At 57.6% G+C, this 20,141-nt stretch carries 21 protein-coding genes and 1 pseudogene; 8 read left to right on the top strand and 14 right to left on the bottom strand.

Features of this window, described 5'->3' with window-relative positions; all coding sequences use genetic code 11:
• Window positions 1-169 precede the first annotated feature (169 nt).
• Window positions 170-1,453, bottom strand: a complete 1,284-nt coding sequence (locus ABIB90_RS35075) for an O-antigen ligase family protein (protein ID WP_354202375.1) — start codon at window positions 1,451-1,453, stop codon at window positions 170-172.
• Window position 1,454: 1 nt separating this feature from the next.
• On the opposite strand from ABIB90_RS35075, the gene ABIB90_RS35070 reads away from it, so the two are divergent.
• Complete coding sequence (locus ABIB90_RS35070) at window positions 1,455-1,778, top strand: hypothetical protein (protein ID WP_354202374.1); 324 nt, start codon at window positions 1,455-1,457, stop codon at window positions 1,776-1,778.
• A 199-nt stretch (window positions 1,779-1,977) separates the two neighbouring features.
• On the opposite strand, the gene ABIB90_RS35065 is transcribed toward ABIB90_RS35070, so the two are convergent.
• Entirely contained in the window at window positions 1,978-2,256 is a 279-nt protein-coding gene (locus ABIB90_RS35065) for a recombinase family protein (RefSeq protein ID WP_354202381.1), read from the bottom strand.
• Window positions 2,257-2,753: 497 nt separating this feature from the next.
• Between ABIB90_RS35065 and ABIB90_RS35060 the strand changes: the two genes are divergently transcribed.
• From ABIB90_RS35060 to ABIB90_RS35035, 6 genes and pseudogenes are all read left to right on the top strand, one after another.
• Window positions 2,754-2,933, top strand: coding sequence for a hypothetical protein (locus ABIB90_RS35060; RefSeq protein ID WP_354202373.1), 180 nt, complete (start codon window positions 2,754-2,756; stop codon window positions 2,931-2,933).
• A gap of 108 nt (window positions 2,934-3,041) precedes the next feature.
• The gene (locus tag ABIB90_RS35055) at window positions 3,042-3,623 is read left to right on the top strand and encodes a recombinase family protein (protein ID WP_354202372.1); all 582 of its coding nucleotides are present in this window, start codon (window positions 3,042-3,044) and stop codon (window positions 3,621-3,623) included.
• A 10-nt stretch (window positions 3,624-3,633) separates the two neighbouring features.
• Window positions 3,634-4,020, top strand: a complete 387-nt coding sequence (locus tag ABIB90_RS35050; protein ID WP_354202371.1) for a hypothetical protein — start codon at window positions 3,634-3,636, stop codon at window positions 4,018-4,020.
• A gap of 159 nt (window positions 4,021-4,179) precedes the next feature.
• Entirely contained in the window at window positions 4,180-4,818 is a 639-nt protein-coding gene (locus tag ABIB90_RS35045; protein WP_354202370.1) for a DUF433 domain-containing protein, read from the top strand.
• A complete protein-coding gene (locus ABIB90_RS35040) occupies window positions 4,818-5,216 on the top strand; it encodes a DUF5615 family PIN-like protein (RefSeq protein WP_354202369.1) in 399 nt (132 codons plus the stop codon). Before ABIB90_RS35045 ends, ABIB90_RS35040 begins: the two co-directional genes overlap by 1 nt.
• A gap of 28 nt (window positions 5,217-5,244) precedes the next feature.
• Window positions 5,245-5,571, top strand: a pseudogene (locus ABIB90_RS35035) (IS66 family transposase); the annotation flags it as partial.
• 495 nt (window positions 5,572-6,066) lie between these two features.
• On the opposite strand, the gene ABIB90_RS35030 reads toward ABIB90_RS35035, so the two are convergent.
• From ABIB90_RS35030 to ABIB90_RS35010, 5 genes are all read right to left on the bottom strand, one after another.
• On the bottom strand, window positions 6,067-7,314 hold the full coding sequence (locus ABIB90_RS35030) for a metallophosphoesterase family protein (RefSeq protein WP_354202368.1): 1,248 nt from the start codon (window positions 7,312-7,314) through the stop codon (window positions 6,067-6,069).
• Window positions 7,315-7,403: 89 nt separating this feature from the next.
• On the bottom strand, window positions 7,404-8,570 hold the full coding sequence (gene grrM, locus ABIB90_RS35025; protein ID WP_354202367.1) for a cyclophane-forming radical SAM/SPASM peptide maturase GrrM/OscB: 1,167 nt from the start codon (window positions 8,568-8,570) through the stop codon (window positions 7,404-7,406).
• A gap of 2 nt (window positions 8,571-8,572) precedes the next feature.
• Window positions 8,573-8,869 carry a hypothetical protein gene (locus ABIB90_RS35020; RefSeq protein ID WP_354202366.1) on the bottom strand — a complete coding sequence of 99 codons (297 nt, stop codon included), beginning with the start codon at window positions 8,867-8,869 and terminating at the stop codon, window positions 8,573-8,575.
• Window positions 8,866-12,285, bottom strand: a complete 3,420-nt coding sequence (locus ABIB90_RS35015) for an nSTAND1 domain-containing NTPase (protein ID WP_354202365.1) — start codon at window positions 12,283-12,285, stop codon at window positions 8,866-8,868. The genes ABIB90_RS35020 and ABIB90_RS35015 overlap by 4 nt, the downstream gene beginning before the upstream one ends.
• Entirely contained in the window at window positions 12,282-14,186 is a 1,905-nt protein-coding gene (locus tag ABIB90_RS35010) for a hypothetical protein (RefSeq protein ID WP_354202364.1), read from the bottom strand. The genes ABIB90_RS35015 and ABIB90_RS35010 overlap by 4 nt, the downstream gene beginning before the upstream one ends.
• Window positions 14,187-14,410: 224 nt before the next feature.
• Between ABIB90_RS35010 and ABIB90_RS35005 the strand changes: the two genes are divergently transcribed.
• Window positions 14,411-15,517: a trypsin-like peptidase domain-containing protein gene (locus ABIB90_RS35005; RefSeq protein ID WP_354202363.1), complete on the top strand. Its 1,107-nt coding sequence runs from the start codon at window positions 14,411-14,413 to the stop codon at window positions 15,515-15,517.
• 69 nt (window positions 15,518-15,586) lie between these two features.
• On the opposite strand, the gene ABIB90_RS35000 is transcribed toward ABIB90_RS35005, so the two are convergent.
• The 7 genes from ABIB90_RS35000 to ABIB90_RS34970 all read right to left on the bottom strand — a co-directional run bounded on the left by ABIB90_RS35000 (window position 15,587) and on the right by ABIB90_RS34970 (window position 19,754).
• Complete coding sequence (locus ABIB90_RS35000; RefSeq protein WP_354202362.1) at window positions 15,587-16,138, bottom strand: hypothetical protein; 552 nt, start codon at window positions 16,136-16,138, stop codon at window positions 15,587-15,589.
• Window positions 16,131-16,397 (bottom strand): HGGxSTG domain-containing protein, encoded by a 267-nt coding sequence (locus ABIB90_RS34995; RefSeq protein ID WP_354202361.1) that lies wholly within the window; start codon window positions 16,395-16,397, stop codon window positions 16,131-16,133. Before ABIB90_RS34995 ends, ABIB90_RS35000 begins: the two co-directional genes overlap by 8 nt.
• A gap of 140 nt (window positions 16,398-16,537) precedes the next feature.
• Window positions 16,538-18,025, bottom strand: coding sequence for a YfjI family protein (locus ABIB90_RS34990; protein ID WP_354202360.1), 1,488 nt, complete (start codon window positions 18,023-18,025; stop codon window positions 16,538-16,540).
• Complete coding sequence (locus tag ABIB90_RS34985; protein ID WP_354202359.1) at window positions 18,022-18,561, bottom strand: hypothetical protein; 540 nt, start codon at window positions 18,559-18,561, stop codon at window positions 18,022-18,024. Before ABIB90_RS34985 ends, ABIB90_RS34990 begins: the two co-directional genes overlap by 4 nt.
• 37 nt (window positions 18,562-18,598) lie before the next feature.
• Window positions 18,599-18,772 (bottom strand): hypothetical protein, encoded by a 174-nt coding sequence (locus ABIB90_RS34980; RefSeq protein ID WP_354202358.1) that lies wholly within the window; start codon window positions 18,770-18,772, stop codon window positions 18,599-18,601.
• A gap of 61 nt (window positions 18,773-18,833) precedes the next feature.
• A complete protein-coding gene (locus ABIB90_RS34975; RefSeq protein WP_354202357.1) occupies window positions 18,834-19,025 on the bottom strand; it encodes an excisionase family DNA-binding protein in 192 nt (63 codons plus the stop codon).
• Between the two features lie 129 nt (window positions 19,026-19,154).
• On the bottom strand, window positions 19,155-19,754 hold the full coding sequence (locus ABIB90_RS34970; RefSeq protein ID WP_354202356.1) for a hypothetical protein: 600 nt from the start codon (window positions 19,752-19,754) through the stop codon (window positions 19,155-19,157).
• Window positions 19,755-20,141: the final 387 nt, after the last annotated feature.

Raw genomic sequence — 20,141 nt, 5'->3', positions numbered from 1 at the left:
CTCTACCCGCATCTACCGACCTTAAGGCTAGCCTTAAAGCTAGATCCTCGTCGGATACCTGCAACTCAACAAGGCGGCCCACCCCGGAGGAATACTTTACATGTGACGCAACCCACTGGGAGCCTTGCTAGGTTTGAGGTTGGCGGAAACCTCAAACTCTAAACTGCTTTCAAACCGAAGGACGGGAACTTAGCGATTTAAGCCGGATGTCTTCGCCCTGCTGTTTGAGTCGCAAACTCATACCACCTGCAATTCCCACGCCGAGGACGTACATCCAACCCTCGTGGAAATCGAACAGGTGTGAATTGAACAACGAGCTGAGCAAATTTTGGACCACCACCAGCAATCCTATCCAGTTCGCAAATCCATCTCCGCGAAACAAAAGCAGGTGGGACAGCCACATCGCAGACAGAGCGATGATTCCAATTGTGCCCCATTGTACCGCCACGTTGAGGATCTGATTGTGCGGATTTTTTGTAATTTCCGCAGCAAGCCCGGTTTTTCCGAACGCGTCCCGCTCGAACAAAGTCTTGGTTGTACCGGTTCCGTTGCCTAAAGCTGGCGCATCGGCAAAAAACCTGAGCGACTTTTGCCAATATTCCAGCCGCTGCCCCGTCGAGAGCGGGATATTCTGCTTATAGGACTGGTACTCAGTTGAGATATCCGCGATGCGTTTACGTACATAGGGAGAGGTGAACCAGACCATAATCGCGGTCACTATAACGCTGGCGAACAGCAGGGCTGATTGGCGGCTGTCGAGGTACTTTAGCGCGAACACGAAGAGCAGCACCGGGATATAAATGAGCGCCGCGCGCGCCGATACCACGAACATCATGTTGGCGAAAAAGCCGAGCGCTAAGGCAGCGCATGCAGCCGCAGCCGCATAGCGACGCTGCTTGTACAAGGCGACGAGGCAAGGCGCCAGTGCCGCCATACACAACGCGAATTCCTGACTCTGATCTATATAGTTCTTTACCGGCACTCCGGCATTTGCTGTGGCCGTTAGTTTCAACTCGGGCGCAAATAGCACGATCCATGAGAGGACCATCAGCAACGTGCAGGAGACAAGAAAGGCGAAGAAAACCCACGTGCCACGCCGCGAACGCTGAAAGTGGTAAAATAGGAATGGGATTGCAAGCAACTTAGCGACCGGCTTAATGCCATAAAGCCTTTCTTGCCACGGCACGTCGGCCCAAAGCGTCCCAACGACCGCGATCAAAAATATAGCCACCGGCAACAGGCAGAAGGCCTGAGATAGCAGACGGAGGAACGCCCGAGCTTCCAGTGTCGGGATTAGCGGAATCAGCGCAAGCAACCAGAGCACTAGCAAAATCGCGAAGCCAGTCGTGGACCAAGGCAGCATCGCAGCAGCCAGAGCTGGAAGGAGATCGGCATAAAGAAAGCGTGCCGCAGGATCAAACCGCAAGCCAACCGAAGAGAATTTGGAAGCCATTATGGTGCTCGTGACCTCGGAAAGCTGTGCGGGCAAGATGATGGCTGATGGTCGGCAATCGGCTCACGCTGTTCCTGAGACAATGCAAGTGGGCCCGAGTCAAGGCATTTTGCCCAGCAGCAGCCCCACCGTCGAATGGCTTCGGGCGTCTCGTTTAGGATTGAAGCTGGTCAAGGCGTGGGGCATGCTGGCGAACCTGTCCCAACTTCCGACCCGCACCCACGATCTTGATCGCGCCACCGAGCGGCGTAACGATGAGCACCTTGATAGGCAGGAAGTACTCGCCCGCGGGCTGCCGCCCCTCAGTTCATTCGCGTTAATCTAGTCCCACTGGCAGTTCGACTCATTTGACTGGACGCGATGTTTGCCTTGCGCGCAAGCAATCCGTACCATGCTGGGATCTTCAGTTTTGAGCACAAGGAACCGATTCTTCGCCACTAGAGCGATGCACATACGTTACGAACCCGCTCAGCTGAGCCGGCTGATGGTGCTATGGCAACCACTATATGACCGCGCAATGTCCGTTAGGACCTCTCCCGCCTCGGCGAGCGATTGCCTCTCTTCGCTGATGGCCCATCAGCTTCGGCTTCCGACCAAGGATTACCCCCTCGCTTCGCTCGTTCACGCCCCTCGCCGGTCCGCGTCCGGATCAGTTCGCGCTCAAACTCGGCGAGGCCGCCCAAAACGGTCAGCATCACGCGACCATGCGCCGTCGTGGTATCAGCCCAGCTGTCTCTGAGCGATTTGAAGCCTGCTCTTTTTCCCCGATCGTCCCCAGCCGATTCAGAAGATCGCGTGTGGATCGCGCCAACCGATCGAGCCGGGTGACGCCAATAGGTGGTCCTTCGCGAGCAGTGCCGTCAGATTAGCTAGCTGTTTGCGGTCGGAGCGAGCTCCGCTGATTTTCTCCTGAAATATCTTCTCGCATTTTGCTGCTTTTAGGTCGGCTTACTGCGCGGAAGGACTGACGGTCTCCCAAAAACGCCAGTGCTCCAAGCTGGGGAACGGATAGAACGATCAGCAGACCGGCGGACAGGTACGGAATATATTCTGCGACGTGATCAGCGGGGCCGGCGCCCTCCATACGCTGTCCCCGCGCGGAAGCATGGCGCCTTCGGGCAGCCTTTCGCTTGTGCTTCGGCCCGGCTTCCCGATGAATGAATTCGAAAACGGCGCGGTCGAATCCCACCCAGGCGACGATTGGGTCGGGCTCGTTGTTCAGGCAGATCGTGACGACGATCGGCCAGGGGTGCGGAGGTCATGCGGCAGCTCACGTTGGCCGAAAGCACGGAGGAGCGGGATGAGTTGGAAGCGCTGCGCTTGCAGCGGGATTCCGAAAGAAACTCTCGCGCCGCGCGGCACGCTGGCAGCAAATGAGCAGAAAGCAATCAATACAGAGGCCACCGCAATCGGCGAGAGCGCGAGCGAGACTGTTACCGAAGCTCGCCTATACCGAAAACCTCTCCTGATGGTCGCTTGAAAGATCCTGATCTTTCAGGACCCGACCGGGCTGTGAGTGTCTATACGGAAAATACTTGATTTCCGTATACGTTAGCCTATGTTGGCGATGTTCGCAGCGGAGGTCGCTATGAAGCGCGTCGGCATTTACCTGAGGGGCAGCACCAGCGGGCAGACGACAGAGAACCAGCGCCGCGAGCTTGAGTCAGTCGCGGCGCGCTCGGGCTGGCAGGTCGTCGAAGTCTACGAGGACGCCGGTATCTCCGGTGCCAAGGGGCGCGACAAGCGCCCAGGCTTCGATCGACTGCTGAAGGACGCCACTGTGCGCAAGGTCAACATGATCGCCGCCTGGTCAGTCGATCGGCTTGGCCGGAGCCTTCAGGACCTGGTCGGTTTTTTGACTGAGTTGCAGGCGCTCGGTTGCGATCTTTACCTGCATCAGCAGGCGCTCGACACCAGCACGCCGCCGGGCAGGGCGATGTTTCAGATGTGTGGCGTCTTCGCTGAGTTCGAGCGCGGAATGATCCGGGAGAGAGTCAATGCCGGGCTTGCGCGGGCCCGCGACAAAGGCGTTCGGCTCGGCCGCCGCCCAATCAAGGCGTCGACCGAGGAGCGCATACGCGAGCTCCGGGCCGAGGGTATGGGCATTCTGAAGATCGGGCGCACGCTGGGCGTTGGCACGTCGGTCGTACAGAGGGTGCTATCAGCATAGGGTCGCGCCGTTGAAGAACACGAAAAGCCCTTATTCAATCGAAGAGTTGTTGGCTGTTGTGCGCCGGCTGCCAGCAACAACGCCGCAGGCAGGCAAGCTTCCAGTTGGCGACGGCTACGAGACGTTCCAGGAGCAATGGATCGGGTGGCTCGAGAAATATGATGGTCCGGGCTACTATGGCAGGAAAGACGGCAAGCGCGATGCCCAGTGGGTCTATCAGCATCTAAACAACGGCAAGATGATCGTCTGGCTCAACGAGGCGACGGGCGAGAGCCCTCAAACCATCGAAGCAGCTGTCGACGACTTGCAGCGCAATGGATCGAGCCCTCAGACCCAGGCAAAGATCGCTCGTTTGCATTTACCCTGGAATAGAGCCGCGGGGCTGCTCTTCACGTGACGGGTCGACCAGCCGGCCACGGTGTTTGGTTCGCGGTGCAGGTGGTGCGGGTGGTGGAAAGGCTTTAGTAGCAATTATCCAGCGCGTCGAATCGACCTAAATCACAGGTAGTGCGTTTACACCTTGGGTGGTACCGTCGCCTCCGAAAGGGGAGGTCTTTTGGCCGAGATTACTAACATTGTCAGCGCCTTCACCGCCGACCAGGTTATGCAATTGACCGGCCTGACGATGCGGCAACTCGCCTACTGGGATGGCCTTGGCTTCTTCCAGCCGCAATACGCGGCAGAGGACCGGCGCGCGCCGTATGCTCGCATCTACTCATTCAAGGATGTCGTTGGCCTTCGAACGCTGAGCATTCTGAAGAACCAGTACAAATGCTCGCTGCCCCATCTCCGTGAAGTCGCCGCAGAACTGTCGACTTACAGCGCGGCGCCTTGGGCGGAAATCACGCTCTACGTCTGGAAGCGCAAGGTCCAGTTTCAGGAGCCGGAGACCGGGCGCGTGCGGGGCGTCGTTGATGGTCAGTACGCCATGTTGCCCATCCGAAGCGTCATGGAAGACGTGCGTAACGCGGCCAATCGGCTGCGACAGCGGCACGTCGACCAGATCGGCAAAATCGAGAAGCATCGGTTCGTCTCGCATCAGGCCGAGGTGATCTCTGGCACACGGATTCGCGTCGCGACCATCCAGCGGTTCATTCAGGCAGGCTATTCGACCGATCAGATACTGAAGGAATATCCCACTCTGACCGCCGCTGACGTCGACGCCGTGAGGCGTCACGGAAGTGTTGCTGCCTGATGGCAGAAAGGCCCACGCTCCGGCTGTTCCTTGATGAGGGAGTACCGGATTCCGTAGGGCATGCACTCCTTGAAGCCGGACACGAAGTTCACTTCCTTAATCGGTCGCTTGCGCGAGGTTCCTCCGATCAGCTTGTGTGCGCGATCGCCGATATCAACAACGCCACCCTGGTCGCGCTCGACGGTGACATGCGGCGCATCGCGCAAGGACATGGCGTAGGCTCAGGTAGATACCTCCGCCTCGGCTTGATCAAGCTTTCCTGCTTCGAGCCAGATGCGGCGGCCCGCGTGCGAGCGGCGATGTCCCTTATCGAGCACGAATGGATGTTTACGGATGGACAGGACGGGCGCAGGATCTTCGTGGAAATCGGTGACCGGGTCATTCGCTCGCACCGATAATCCTTGAAGTTTGTTTGTTTGGTGCGACATCGGCGACGACCAGAGCGGGCGGTCGGACATGGTGCCGGCACAATTCCGGATCCTCGTGACCTAGCGGCCGAAATACGCTTGTTGGGCCTACGAGGGGCGGGTCATGCAAGCGCCAGATCCGGAGGTTATCAATCTGGATCGGTCCGCGCCGGCCGACGGGATCGGCCCTGCTGCCTGGCGCCTGCGTCCCCTACACCCGCGCCTGTTGGCCAAGCTCAGCGAACGCCCCAAGCTATCCGCCGACGAGACGACGGTGCCCATGCTCGATCCGGTGCGTGGCCGCACGAAGATCGGGCAGCTCTGCGCTTATGTTGCCGACGGCCGACCCTGGCGCCGATCCGCTAGGGGGCATCTATGCCCCGATAGCAAAGCGTAGCGCCCGCCTGTCCATCACGAGGGCTTCAAGAGGATCCTGGCAGGCGACCGTTATGCCGCTTAGCTGACCGACGCCCTCACCATCGTCAACGCACACTCAAACAGCGAGATCGACCAATCGCTTCCCTGGGCGTATCGTCGTCAAGACCTCAACCGTGGCGCGAAGCCGACTTACGTTGCTGCCGCGATGGCGACGGTTGTTCCGCCGAGGCGCAATCGAGATCTATCGACGCGGTGACGCTGCGCGGCACTGGCCAACGGACGGCAACGATGATCCCCATTCCGTCGGGCCTGCGCGTGTGGATCGCGACCGGGCGCACCGATATAGGCCGCGGGATGGACTCGCTGGCCTTGCCGGTGCAGGAAGCCTTCAAGCGCGACTGGCGCTGTGTGTGTTTCGTCGCAAAAGCGGCAAGCTTCAATCATCCGAGTGCGACGACGGAAGTCAGATTACTTGCCCGGCGAAAATTTCCCGGCCGTCAGGAAGATGAATGCGCTCAGTTAGCCCTGGTCCATCGAACTCGAGGGTTAGAAACCCATGCGGTCCAAATTTCTGCTCTTCTCCCGCAACAAAGGGATTAGGCCCGTCAAGGATCAGGCACGCCGGCGCATTCTCATCAGCTGGGAGGTGCTTCCATGTAACGTCATTCACTACTTGAACCGAGTGTGCGTTCATGACAACGGATTTGCGAGGAGCGGGAATGCCTCCGTTCCCGATACAGCGACCCAGCAGCCCGGTCCGGAGGTCTCTATCATAGATCACACACTCATGTTCGTGTCCCCAGTACCAGGCGGTGATCCGTCGCCTGCGAAACAAGTCGGACAGCGCGGCTTGCAGCTTGGGGCCCTGTCTGTCGAGCCGCGAGAAGGGCTGATGGTGCGAAAACAGCACCAGCTTTCGCGGCCCTGCATTGCTCACCACGGTGCGAAGCCATGCTGTCTGCTGATCGTCCAGCTCATGGTCCACGTACGCGGTATCGAGTCCGACCAGCAGCCAATGCTGGTTTTGTAGAGCGAAATAGCTGGAAGTCTGGTCAAACAGGGGGAGGACTTTGTTAAAGTAAGCATTGCCGCCTGAATACATTTCATGATTACCGTTGAGGGCGCGGCTGATTTTGGCGGCTCGCTTTGGCCAAGCATTGATAAAGCGCTCCTCGGTTTCTTCATCCGTACCGGAGTAATAGATGTCGCCAAGGTGCAGCAGCATCTCGTATCCACCGACGCGATCTATGGATGACGCAGATACCGGCGCGCCATAAAGGTTTGTACCCCAGTCGGCCAGCACTGCAACCCTAGCCTTGTCGGCGATGCTCCCGATGTTGGTGTCCGCCGGACGCTTGATAGGACAGCGTTTGTCCGCGCCGACATGATCAAATACGCTGCGAATCCAGCCCCACCAATCTCCCCCTGCAAAACCCTCACCAAATTGAGCTTCAAATCCTCCCGCCTTCAACGCACTTCCTGCCTTCGCGTGGGCCGCTATCGCGCTTTGAAGCATCGAAGCTTCAGCGTCTTGAATGGTAATCAGTACATTGGCTCCGCTCTTCCGCGTCTCGGCCTCGATCCTTTCTACCGCCCTATTATATTTTTCTTTGGTGTTAGCGTGAATCGATTCAAGGCCACGCTGGGCTCGAGCCCCACCGGGACTATCGTACAATGTGTTGATCGTAACGATCTTGTTTGTTGTGTTCAATCCTGGCTCAACGTCGCGAGACGAATTCAAGGTAAGCTCCCTCGGAAGGTGGCGCAACAAAACTAGCACGTGAGTAGTGCGTCGACATTTCAACGACAATTGGCAGGCATTTGGGTGCGCAAACGGAGGCTCTGCTCGAGATCAAGCAGCACAGCCTCCGCGAAGGTTTGGTGGTAAAGTTTGCAGTGTAAGGTTTCGGATCTCTTGAAGTCGCCGTGCTCTGAGAGCTTGTTCACGGGCGCTCCGCCCAGGCACAAATCAAAATATTTGCATGAGTCACGACATTCGGAGACGCCAACCTCTATGTCGGATAGCATGGCTCGAAATTGTGGAGCCGACAGGACCTCTGGAAGGTTGATCTCCGGCAGCTGACCAATGGAGAAGTCGCCGTATTGTGGGCTTTGTAATCCAGCAAGCTCTGGCGAGAATGTAAACACAGCGCCTCGAGCCGAGACTGATATGAAGGCAAAGGGTTCGTTCTGGGAATTGTGTAAGAGCCGGCCGAACATTGAGCTTTGCATCAATGCCAGCAACTCTCGTTGTTCGCGGATTATGAACGGGCAACGACTCTCCCGCGCCACCTTGAGAAGCCGCTTCACAAACTGCTCAAATCGAGCGCTAACGTCGGACGTCTGAAGCGTCGATCGTCGATTTGCGCCCTCAATCTCCTCAATATTGAAACCAACGTCGTGTATTCCATGGTTCAGGAAAAACTCGACCAGTGCATCTGCCGCAGCCAGCGTTTTCTCTCCTACAACGCAAATCACGTGAAAGGGGACGCCTCTACGCTGTAGAAGTTCGACACCTTTCATCACTCGCGCGTGGGTGCCTTGGCCTGCTCGAGTCCGTCTCCGCGCATCGTGCAACCAGTCCGGCCCATCGATGCTCACGCCCAAACGTACTGAGTGCTCAAGGAAGAAATCGCACCACTCATCGTCGATTAACATAGCATTCGTTTGAAACGCGTGCGGCAACATCGTTACGGCCGGCGCGCCACGCGAGGCTGCCGCGAATGCCTGCCTATACCAATGGACAGGAAGTACCAGCGGTTCGCCGGCGTGCCACACGACGGTCAGATCGGGGGCGTTCAATTTATTGTCGAAAACGAAGCGCACCGCTGCTTCAATTGTTTCAAACGACATCCTGTGTCTGTCGTTGCGAGCCGGCAAGTAGCAATAGCTGCAGTCAATATTGCAGAACGGCGTGGGCTGGAGGATAAGAAGTCGCGTGCGCCCGACAAGTTCTTCAGGTGTCAAGATCAAAAGTTCCGCCAGTTCGGGAAGTTGGGAAAGTTCGGAAAATTAGCAAAATTAGGAAAATTAGGGAAATTGGGAAACTGAGCTATCACGGTGCCATTGGGCGCGCGTATAGTCGCGTGCTCAATGCTTGAGAAAGCTGTGAGATATGAGAGATATGCTTCACGTATAGTCACGACCCGCTCGATTGCGGTCGTCGAACCTGCTCGGTCGAATGCCGCAGCGCTGGGAACGGTGAGCGCCGCTGTTGTGGCGAGTGATGAGACGGTCGCAAGAAAGTCGGCTTTGATGCGACTCATTGAGCTGTTCCCTTTTCTGACGGCCAGTTTGGAATGATCATCGTTGCGCATCGACTGGCTTGACTACAGGACTCAGAATACGGGACGTTTCGAAGTGTCTCCGGAGGAACATCCTTCCATCGGTAAGGCAATAGAGATTTCAACCGATCAGGACCGATCACATAGCGCCAAACCTGATGATTGGCGTCTTGTACCCAGAAGTATCCATCACGCACCTCGGCACTCACGATTTTTGCAGAGAGGTGCGGGATGCTAAGGCGCGTGGAGGCCGAGCCGTCTGCAAATGCTAGTATCAGTTGGCCTCTGCATAGAAGATTGGGATTCTCGCATCGTATAGATGGATCAGGGTTATCGCCTTCGCTATCGTAGTACTCTGCCTCAACATCATACCATTCATTTTCAAAAAAGGCTTTGCCCGTATTGCAGTTTAGGTATTTCGACATCCTTCCGATCGCATCACGCTTGATTACTGGGATAAATTTGCATTCCCTAAGCCTAGGTATGCCCGAGTCGACCGGGTCCGCATCTAAGGTGCCAGCGCTGGTCCATAGGAGAGCGAGTTGAGTCGATGTAATGGGGATCAAGAATCCAGCGCGGTCGTCTACGTGAAATGATTTAATCGGCTGCCGTCCTTCCTGAATGCTCGTGCGAAGATCCTCATAGTAATCGCTTAGTTCATCCAGGTTTCGGTAGCTCTGAAAGCTTGTGGGACGGCGATGTGGGTGGGCTTCGGCATGCCAATTCGCGTCGTACTGTCCCGAGATGGGCGCGGTTCTAATCCAGAGGATGCGCTGCAGGAGTGGAGGAGATCGCCTTTGATCCTTCGCCAGTGGAGTCCACATCAAGAACCAGTTCGCATCGTGCGACAGACAAACCAGGGAGCCCTGCGGCAAAAGGCTTCCGCCGAAGTTTGACGACATAATTTCGGCGACTGTACCATCGGCCGCACGCCACACCGGAGTCATTGCGACGGCCTGCGAGTCCCTGCCCAGCTGTGTGACGCTAAGGCGAAGGCCGAGATTGCGCTTCGAGGAAATCAAATCACGAGATGGACTACCGGAGTTTACGACCGCACATTGACTCTCGCCGAGGTCGGCATGAGCGAAATCCGGGTCGCCCAGGAGTTCATCGGGGTTTTTCGGAAGTAACCAAACCACCACATCAGAGACAATTTCGCGTGTCGCGCTCTCAAGCTGGCGAACAGAGGTTTTGAACCAGCTCCGCGCCTCCTTCGAGGAGGGCGGCTCGCGAACACTGGCCTCCATGCTCAACGCCGCATAGAGTTCACGATCCTGACCCGGATAACGGGCGCTATCAGGCGCCGGCGCTGCAGTCTCCTTTTGCAGGCGGAAAAAACGAAATTGTTCGGCCAGTTGCTCCTGCTGCGTTGCTCTTTCGATTTGATACAGGAGAAAGAGTCCCCCAGCGCTTAGCAGCACGAGAACGGCAGCCAACAGCCAACGCGGTCTGTATCTCGCGCCGGCTCGAAAGGAGCTCGCGTCCTTTATGGTCTGTCGAATTGCGTTTAGTCGTTCGAGCGAACTTGCTCCGAGTCCAGTTCTCGATGCTGAAGCATCGGCGCGCTCGATAATTCGGAGTGACCATTGTTCGCTGAATGTGGGCTGGTTTCCGACAAGATCCTGAAGATCGCCGCATGTTTCGTCGCCAGCAATTTGATCAGCCCTTGCCAACTTCTGAACGAAAATCCAGTCGGTTACGCGATCGATTAGGCGCGTAAGTCGTCTACCACTGCGAATAGGGGATACAGATTCTCGAATAAGCTGGTCTATACTGACAAGCCGGCTCGCGCGGCGCTGTGCGTCTTTAAGCCATCCCGTGTATCGGGCCCAGCCGCGGATCAGCGCTTCGTGATTTACGTCATATTGGTTAGCGATGTTCACCAAGGTGGCGCGCCGAAAAACCCTAAGCGCTGTCTTCAGCGCACTTCGGCATCGACCCCTTTCTTCTTCAGGCTGCCGCTCGAACACTCCGGAAGCTTCGAGCATCTGGTCTAGCGTAGCGAAGTCTCGGACGACGTTTCCTCGATCGTCGAGCTGCGCTAGGCAGCAAAATCCGGCTCGCACCAGCCTTTCGACTTCGGCGGGAGCTAGCTTTGATCGCTTTGCCCCCTCTTTGACGGCTTGGCGGAGGACGTCATCGGCTCTTGCATTAAGGGTTCCGATCAGTGCCCCTTGAGCGCTGGTCCACCCCGGTAAGGATTGAAGGTCACTCACGTCTATCTCAAGCGGCGATCCATCCTTGGAAGTGCGCCAACGTTCCACCGCGGCCGCCCAAACCAGTGGCAACATGTGCTGCATCAGCGGTAGTTGGTCGGCCGGATGCGGAAGAACTTCGCGACCGCGATCATAGACCATGTGCAATTTGCTCAGAGACTGGCGAGTGAATGGTCCTGTATCCGGATCGCCTGGATCGAGATCCCAGGATTTCAGCAACCTTCGAGCTGGACCGACAATGGCGTGCTCTACGTCTTTTCCGCCGATAAGGTCGACAAGATATAAAGATCTATTGACTACCTCGGCGAGGCCCGGAAATTCGGCGCAGCGATGCAGCTCCTCGCTTCGCATTGTCACGACAATGAAAAGGTTGAATGGTTTGTAGGCGTGCACGCTATTGATAAGTGAGGTGACCATGTCGCGTCCGGCCGCATCAACCTTGGGTTTGAAAACCTCCTCGAATTGATCGATCAGAATCATTAGGTTCGGCGCGTCAGACGTCAAGCCGGCGGCGAGAACGCCGTCGAGTTTGGGCAGTTGGCCATCAACGAAATCGAAAAGAGCGCCGACGTCGACAACGGTGCCTTCGAGAAGCATCTCCCGCAATCGCGCCCGATACTGCGCCTTTAACTCTTGAATATCTGAAGCCGGATCGCAATTCAGATCAAGAGCCGCATTCAACGCCTCGATTCGGCGCTTAGGATCGGAAACCGAGTCAGCAAGTGTCGGGACTGTGGCTCCGTCGACAATCTGCGGGGGAGCAAGTACCGGCGCAATGATCTGCGTGAATATCGCATCAAAAAGCTCAGTGGCCGGATCGAGCTTGGGACGAAATTCCACAACATACCAAGCGCCTGCGCGGTCAGGAATTGGGGCGGTGCTATTCAGTCGTGGAATCAGGCCAGCACGAACTAGGGACGATTTTCCAGATCCGGAGCCGCCCAGGACCACGATTATATTGTTTTTGCGCAGTAGTTCGCGCAGCTCATTAATCTGACTATCACGTCCATAGAAGAGATCGGCTTCGCTAGGTTTGAAGCTACGCAATCCAGGATAGGGGTAGACGTTCAGCTCACTTTCGACTGAAACATGCGCGCTCTGCGCGGCAACCCAAGAGGCAAGGTACTGTTCGCGCGGACTCAAGAGCGGTCGATTGACTGTGATGGCCTGCTGCTCATTCATTGCGTGGGATGCTCAGATCGACGAGTGACTATTTCAGCCGCGTGTTCCCGCAGGCGGTCCATATTTGCGCTGTCTGCAACAAACTTTCCGTCTTCGTATTTAATTCGGAGCAACTGCCACTTACTCACCCGCGAATTACGGCTAAATTCTAGGGCCGGAAACAGCTGCCAGTTTCGCAGTAGCACTGCAACCCGCATTAGGGGGGCGTCCTCGGCACGATTTCTGGCAAGACTTTCGTCGATTCGTCGATCGATGTCGCGGTAGCGCTGGAGCGTATCTTCCCCTGAGCCAGGTACCGATCGCATGTCGTGTGCCGCGATAACCGTCAAGCGGTTGCCACGTATCGAATCGATGATTTCCTGTAACTGTTGGTAGCCAAAGGGCAGGGAATCTGGCCTCACTGGTGGTTCTTTGAGAGCAATTGCATCACGGAGGCTTTGCTCCACGACCACACGCCGTACCGGATTCTCGAAGTCGCCCTTGTCCACCGGGTCCTCGTAGCAGACGATCGCGTTATTCTTCCCCGTAACATCGATACCGAGTTGTCCGCCGAGCCATTGCGCGAGTTCTGAAGGGTGATCGTTTCGCGAAAACAGTAGCGGACCCGTCTCTTGCGGGTCCCAGGCCGGGCCGTTTGGCCGCCAGAGCACTTTCGGTCGGGTGGCGATCGCCTGCACCCCGTCGCCCTCCTCATCAAAATCGAAGCCGAACGTGACATTTAGCTCGCTCGATAAACGGGTAAGCAGATCCAATGGCTTGAGGGGTTTGGAGTCGTTGACTGCGCGGACAAAAAGTGGGCGTTGGTTGAGGAAGTCGAGATCACGGGGTGTTTCACGCCAGCCATCGCCCCAGGCTTCATGCGGGATCCCGTTAACCGTGAGTTCGTCGGCCAGCTCGTCCATCGCAGGGCACGCGCATGAGGTGATCTCGGGGCGTGCTCTCTTCGGTTCACCAAGAAGAACTATCGTGTCCGAACTTGGCAGCTCCAGGTTCGGTAGCGTCGGTGGCGGCGACAACTCCTCATCGGGGGCGGGGCCATCGAAGTATTGTCGAAGGCTCTTCGCCAAATCGACGATTTGTTTTCCGGCGCCAGTCGATCCGACGATCGATTTACGTCTGTTACCTTCAAAAAAATCTTCGATCGTGATAGAGTTCGGCGGCAGGGGGCCAGCTTCCGCAATCTTCTTGGTTATCCAGTCTCGACTCTTCTCATCAAGTGCGATTGCGATTATCCGTGGCCGCTGTTCTCCGCTCGGCACGGCTCGCCACAGACTTTTCAGTCCGCACTCAAATTCAGCGACCAACTGCTCGTCTTCCACAGAGCGACCGGAGACGAACGCCGCAAAAACATGAGCTTGTTTGATGTCGCGTAGTATGCTGCGCGCGTTCGCCCTAGATTCTCGAAATCGAACGTAAGTATCGATTAGATCGCAAGGCTCGAGAGGATCGATAAAGCCATCATTGTCGGGTAAACTTTTCCGCAAGTGTTGATCAGGCGCTAAGAAGTTCCTCTTGAACTGCTCGTCAGTACCGATCGAGCTCACCACCACTGTGAGCCGCAATTTGAGATATTCGTCTTGCCATCTTAAGTACTCTTTCTTCACTTCGATGAATTCTTTGTAGACCGGCGCCATATCCTTTGCCGTCTGGGCCATGATGTCGCAGACTTGTTCGATCACTCCTTTCTGGTAGCAGACCTTCAAGAGACTTTTCACTCGCGCTTCAAGATTTGGCCCGTCGTCGACCTTCGAGACGGGAATGTCTATGCCTTGCTCAGCTAGTGCATCCTGAACATCATCAAATCTATCGAACAGGGCGAGTATTGCCTCTCGCAAGCGCCTTCGCAGCACTCCATCCATTTCTTCTGGTAAAGCCCGCGCCATCACCGAAATGCCTTTCAATCTGAAGTCACGGCGTACGCCTCCTACGAGGGGGGCGGCGACGGCCGGAGGTAATTAAGTGTGGGGACGGCTTGGCCGCTCCCCTATTATGAAAATCGCAGAACTTTCGGGTGCCGGGATATTGCCACAAATGGATTTTCAAGCAATCATTGGTTGCTCAGCGGCAATTTTAACCGCCGCACCACCTTGGCGGCGGGAGATAGTGTTTGGACTAATTTCGCGCCATGCCCCTCACTGGCCAACAAATCGGGATGCTGCGTGACGCCATCCTCGATGCTTTTGATGTGACGTCTTTTGACGAGATGTTGCTCGTCGAGCTGGATAAGAGGCGGGAGGTTATTTCCAATCGAGGCGACCTACGGGCAGACGTTGTTCGCGTGATTCAGGTCGCTAACATGAGGGGATGGGTCCTCAAGCTCATCCGTGCGGCCCGTATTACCAATCCGGACAACGAGAAGCTCTATCGAACTGCCGAGGCCCTCGCGGTGACCAGCACCCGAGACGTGAGCCTGGATTCGATTAACCTCGAGAAGATTGTGCGTCGCGGCGTTCCGTTCTTGAATCCCGCGCAGTTTCGGCGGCATCTTGGGCGGCTCGAGCTCCAGGTTTGCGCGATTGAATTAGACGGTCTGGGATACGGGTCAGGTGTGCTCGTTGGCCCCCAGCACGTATTAACAAATCAGCACGTAATCGCCTCCGCCAACCCAACCACGCAGATCGAATGCAGATTCGATTTCGCGGCATCCGATGATGGCGCCATCATCAGTGACGGCACCACCATTCGTGTTGAATCCCCTCCTATCGACGAGAGTCCTCCGAGCAAGGATGATCCCAATCTGATGGCGGGTGATCCAACTGACGACGAATGCGACTATGCGCTGCTCAAGCTTGCGGTGGATATCGGGAATGTGCCTGCTGGGTCCGGAAACAATACGACGGCGCAGCCGCGCGGTTGGGTGCCGCTTTCAACGGCCAATGTTGATCCCGGCGATCAGATATTTGTCCTGCAACACCCACAAGACCGCAATACCTTGAAACTACAGCCTCTAAGGCTAACGATGGGCAGGGTGCTTGAACTTGCTGGAGGTGGCCGCCGATTGCGGCATGATGCTAACACGCTTCCGGGATCATCCGGCTCTCCGTGTTTTTCAGCGTCGCTGTCGCTAGTGGGCCTACATCACGCTGGTGGTGACGACCGGTACGCGCACGCTGAGTTCAATCAAGCAATTCCTCTAAACAAGATCATGGCACGATTGGCGCAAAGGCTCCAAGGACCAGAGCAAAGATTCTGGGAGGGCGATCCTCCAGCTCTCAAGCCAATTTTGGAGTAGACGAACCGCGCTCAGACCTGTTCGTTGCGCGCTGACTTCGATTCAGGTGCCCTTTCTCTGGGCGTCCTTTCACCTGGGCACATTCTCAAAATTGCCAATCATGGCCTGAGCCTCGGACTCGATATGGATGTGCTCAATCCGCATATATTGGGAGGCGCCGTTGCGCCAACGACGCAACGTTTCAAGTTGAAGCGCGTACGATCTAAGAAGTTTGCTAGCGGCTGCTGCCATAGCCGCTACGTGTCGGTCGCCGCCGTGGCCTCCGCCAACTCGCGAAAGCACAGCCATTCCGGCAGCATGGGTGCAGGCCATCTGCACGACCAAAGCCGCCTCCAGCTCCGTCTGCGGCTTAGCATTCTCGATGAAGCTCAGTGCAGCGTTGATCTCGATTTCTGAAACGCCGCTACTCGGCAGCCGAGCCGCACTCTGCAACTGTAACAAGGTAGCGCTCACGAAATCGCTGCTGGATGTACCTAGCGCAGCCTTGAGTCGGGCCCACCATTGGCCGCCGTCGCCCGAAGGAGGATAAGGCTTTGACACGTCAGCGCTGATACGCCGAAGACGGACCCGCACAGGTGAATCTTCGGTCTCCCCCCGTGTCGGCAGCTTGCGATCAGCCATCCTTCCTCGTCTCCACAAAGTCTACGACCAAGGACTTGGCCCAGCGCCGCTCGGACACAGCCTCGGCGGTGAAATTCCCGTCCCTATACATGCCGTTGGCGTGCCCTTCCGGTGCACCGGGACTGCGTCCTCCATGCAAACGGCAGCGTTCGCGTCCACGTATCGCAGGGCACTCACAAGGACGACCGGCTCGATTGCGAGCCCCGCACCTTCGAGCGGCTCGCAAGTGAGTCAGTCGTGTCTCAACCGCTTGGTTCATGGGGATGTACGTTCGTTTGCCTTACTCCCCCAAGATACTTCGAACCAATTTGCCTGCCTACCCCACCTAAAGCACCTAAAGCACCTAAAAGTTCTCTCGCACTTTAGAGAGTTTAGGTACTTTAGCGGAGGGAGCGGTGCTTACGTTTCGCGAATGACGTGCCAGACATTCCGTCGGTGTTCGCCGGCGACTACGGCCCCGCCGGGAAGCTTGCGTAGCCAGCCATGCGCTTCAAGTTCGACAACGAGCCCCAGTGCGCTTTTGCGGCTTCCGATGAAGCTCGGTCCCCTCTGATAGATGTCGGGCAGCGAGACATTGGGCTCTTTCCAGGATTCATGAAGCCAGCTGAGCAAACGGGCGGCCCGGCGGAGCTTGGCGTCTATCTTCGCTCCCTCGAAGAGCCTTATCGCTTCGTCGGCGTAGTGCCTAGCCAACTTGATGCCTCGCTCGACTGCCTCCAAACCGATCTCGTGAGCCTCAGGATCGGCAAAGATGGTCAATACCGCAGCCAGGCGTGCCGCGTGTTCCGGCAGCTTGTTCGCCAATCCCGAGATCGGTTTCAGTTCGCCGTCTGGGCCGAGTTGTCCCTCCACATGATCGGCAAAATTGATCAACATCGTCCGCGCGTCACGACTCAAGCGAAGCACGCGCGGAGCGACCTCATGCGGATTGTCGTTTGCGTGCGGGAGCGGCCGCTGGAGAATGGTGTACATCTGCTGCTCGTAGTTGACGAGCTTGACGCGCGATTTCGGACTCGGCTCCTTGTGAAAGCGGTGGCCGGCGCGAGGCTCGAGCGCGGCGATGAGATAGCGTGAAAGCATCCCCTGGTCGACCAGCACGGGATCCGACAGAAGAATGTGCGCGACGTCCGGCTGCACCATCAAATGCATGGCGAGCCGGCGGCCTGGCAAGATGGTTACGCCGTCCTTGGCGCGAACTCGCTTGATAGGCTCGCCGTCCCAGCAGCTCGAGAACGCCGCCGCGCTGGCCAGCTTATTCTCTTCCGACATTGCATGGCCGCCGACGAATTGGCCGCCTTCCGAAGAAAAGACACCCATGCTCGGCTGGCCCTGTTGCATAGCCAGGGTGAGGCCCTCGAACGTGGGGTCAGGACACGTCAACAAAGGCAGCGGAGGGGCGACAGGTTCAGGACCAAGCTGGTTCAATGCATTGCGAATAGCGGCGCGATCGCCCTTGCGAGACTTGATCGCCGCTTTTCGTGCCGCATCCCATGCAGCATGATCGTTCAGGAAGGCCAGCCGTTCGGCCTTGTACTTCTCGGCCAGGAACTCTTCATGCTTGCGGACGGGCGCGAGCGCCCGCTGATCGGTTGCCGTCTTCCTTTCCCCAGACGCTGCGACGGTGAGGAAGAAGTTCGAAACGGGCTTGATTTGCCCCGTCGCGAGCTCGACGTCGGCATGGCCCTGGACTGCCAAAGCCGCGGCAGCCAGGACTGCCTGGCCGCACATTGCGGGCGGCGATTGCACGAGTTCGTGGATGGCAACGGCCGCCTCGCCGAGGATCGGACCGAGGGCCTCGATGGGGAAGGCACCGGCCGGCTGCGCTTGGCGGACCAGCGGCAGCGGGCGCTCAATCGGACTCTTGAGCATGGTGACGCTCTCGGTCATCGAGCGGTCTCCATGCTGAACGCTTCCCCGACCGTGATCTGCGGGCCGGTCAAAGAGAAATACTCCCGCAACTCTTTGCGGTGCAGTTCATCTTCCGCCAGCAAAACAGGCACGTCGGCGAGCACCGAGCGCGCAAAGCCGGACTGCAAAATCACGATGCCGCAGCGGCCCGCGCGCAGCCATTCGATCGGGCTGCGAAAGACGCGCAGTCCGTCGACCAGCGGATTGGGATGCTGGATCTGCCGTTCGCCAAGGGCAAAGCCCTCGCCGCACCAGACGGCCAGCCGCTGGGTTGCGGGCTGCCAGGCTGCGATATCGATCATCCCGGCACTGCTGAACACCACGAACGTGAAGGCCAGCTCGCCGGCGAGGCCAACGTCGTCCGCGAACGAAAAGTACTCCCCATAGAAGGCGACCTTATCGACCAGCACCGGCCAGGGCGTGCCAAGGTTGATGGCGGACACGCCGAGCTCGATGAAGCGGTCGATTTCGCGTTGGTTGAGATTGCGTCCGTGGAGGTGCGCCAGGCGGATCATGCGCGCGTGGATCGGCGGATCGAGGAGGTGGGCAAGCTCAGTCATTGCTTGCCTCCTTGATCGGCATGTTCGCGCGGGCCCAGGCCAGCGCGAGCGGATGGGACAGTCCAATTTTCAGGCTGATGCGACGGGCCCACCGCTCAACGGCGCGCTCGGCATCGTTGGCGACCTCAGCATTGCTGCTGCCGCCAAAGCTGCTATAGCTTTGCATGCTCGTAAAACCTTCTTAGCCCGGACCTCACGCTCGCAACGGAGGCCGGGCGATTTGCGTTTTAGGTGGAGGTCTTGTTCGGCAGGGCCGCCAGCCAGGCCTTCAGATCGGCGTCGGAGATCAAGCTGCGGCGGCCGACCTTGCGGACGCGCAGGCGCCCTTTTGCAATCTCAACGTAGATGCTGGTGCGGGAGATACCGATGGCCTTGGCCGCCTCGATGATCGAGTAGGCCAAGGGAGTTTCTGTCGTCATGTCCGTCTCGTGGATTTGCGCGCCGGATGGGTTCCGGCGACCGCGCTCGCACATTCACGGGCGCAACGAGACGAATGAGGCGACAGGCTCAGGAGAAATAGCCGTCACGAAAAAAGTGGTGCGCCGATTTCAGCGCGGCGATTTCTTCTTCCGTCCGGCTGGGGCTTTCCGTGACAATCCTGCCTTATCGCGGGCCTCAGGCCAGACATGGTGTTCAAAGCCGCGCCGGCCAATTCGAAACTGCGAAGACTTGCAGAAGGATAGGGCCTCAGCCGAGGTCATATCGTGGTTCAATTTGAGCTGCTTAGCCAAGGCCTCGATGGCTGACTTCTCGTCAGCGGCAATAGCCTTCTGCTTTGGCGATGCCGCGGGAGAACTGCCTGAGGCATGGACAGAATAGTACATTGTGCCTTCAGGATCTCCGGCAACCCCATGCTGCCAATCTAGGACCTCTAGTCGTGGCCAGAGGTCTGAAGGCAATCGCCGGAGCGGGTCCGTAGCCGAGCCGGCGCGAGCGTAGATCTTGACTCTGCGATCGGCGACCAATCGATCGAACGCACCGAGCATGTACTGGCGCCAGACCAGTCCGGTTACGTCGCGCAGGGCTTTATTCTGCTGGCCTTCGTGCCTGTCCTCTTCGTCGCTCTTCCGGAGCAGCACCAGTCCTTCTTTGTTGAAGAGCGCCTCCGCCTCGACGCGCGGGTCGATTGGCAGCGGTGTATCGGGCATAGCGAGAAGCACCCAGGGAGTGACGCAAGTGGCCGATGCTCCACCGCCGGGCAGGATGAACCTGAAGTGAAAGCAACAGGCTTCTTGGTCGATTTCGACCTCGCGCGCGTGCGTGTACCTTTGGAGCACATTGCTTAGCCCCTCGAGCGAGGGCGGCTTGGGCTCGTAACTGGCGAGTTTCGGGCTTGAGCCTTCCTCGCCCTTTCCATGCCGAAACACAAACGCGGCGGCGATGATCTGGACCTCATCGAGCCGGCGATGGCGTATTGAATCCTAGAACCGCAATAAATGTCATTAGTCTCCGTCGGCGCTATCTCGTCTACTCGATCGGTCGGACGATGAAACGGCTGCGAGCTCATGATGTGACATGGCCAGCATCGGACCGAG

The organism is Bradyrhizobium sp. JR4.1 (assembly GCF_040548605.1).
Taxonomy (GTDB): Bacteria; Pseudomonadota; Alphaproteobacteria; order Rhizobiales; family Xanthobacteraceae; genus Bradyrhizobium; species Bradyrhizobium canariense.
This window is presented reverse-complemented; position numbering and strand designations above follow the sequence as displayed.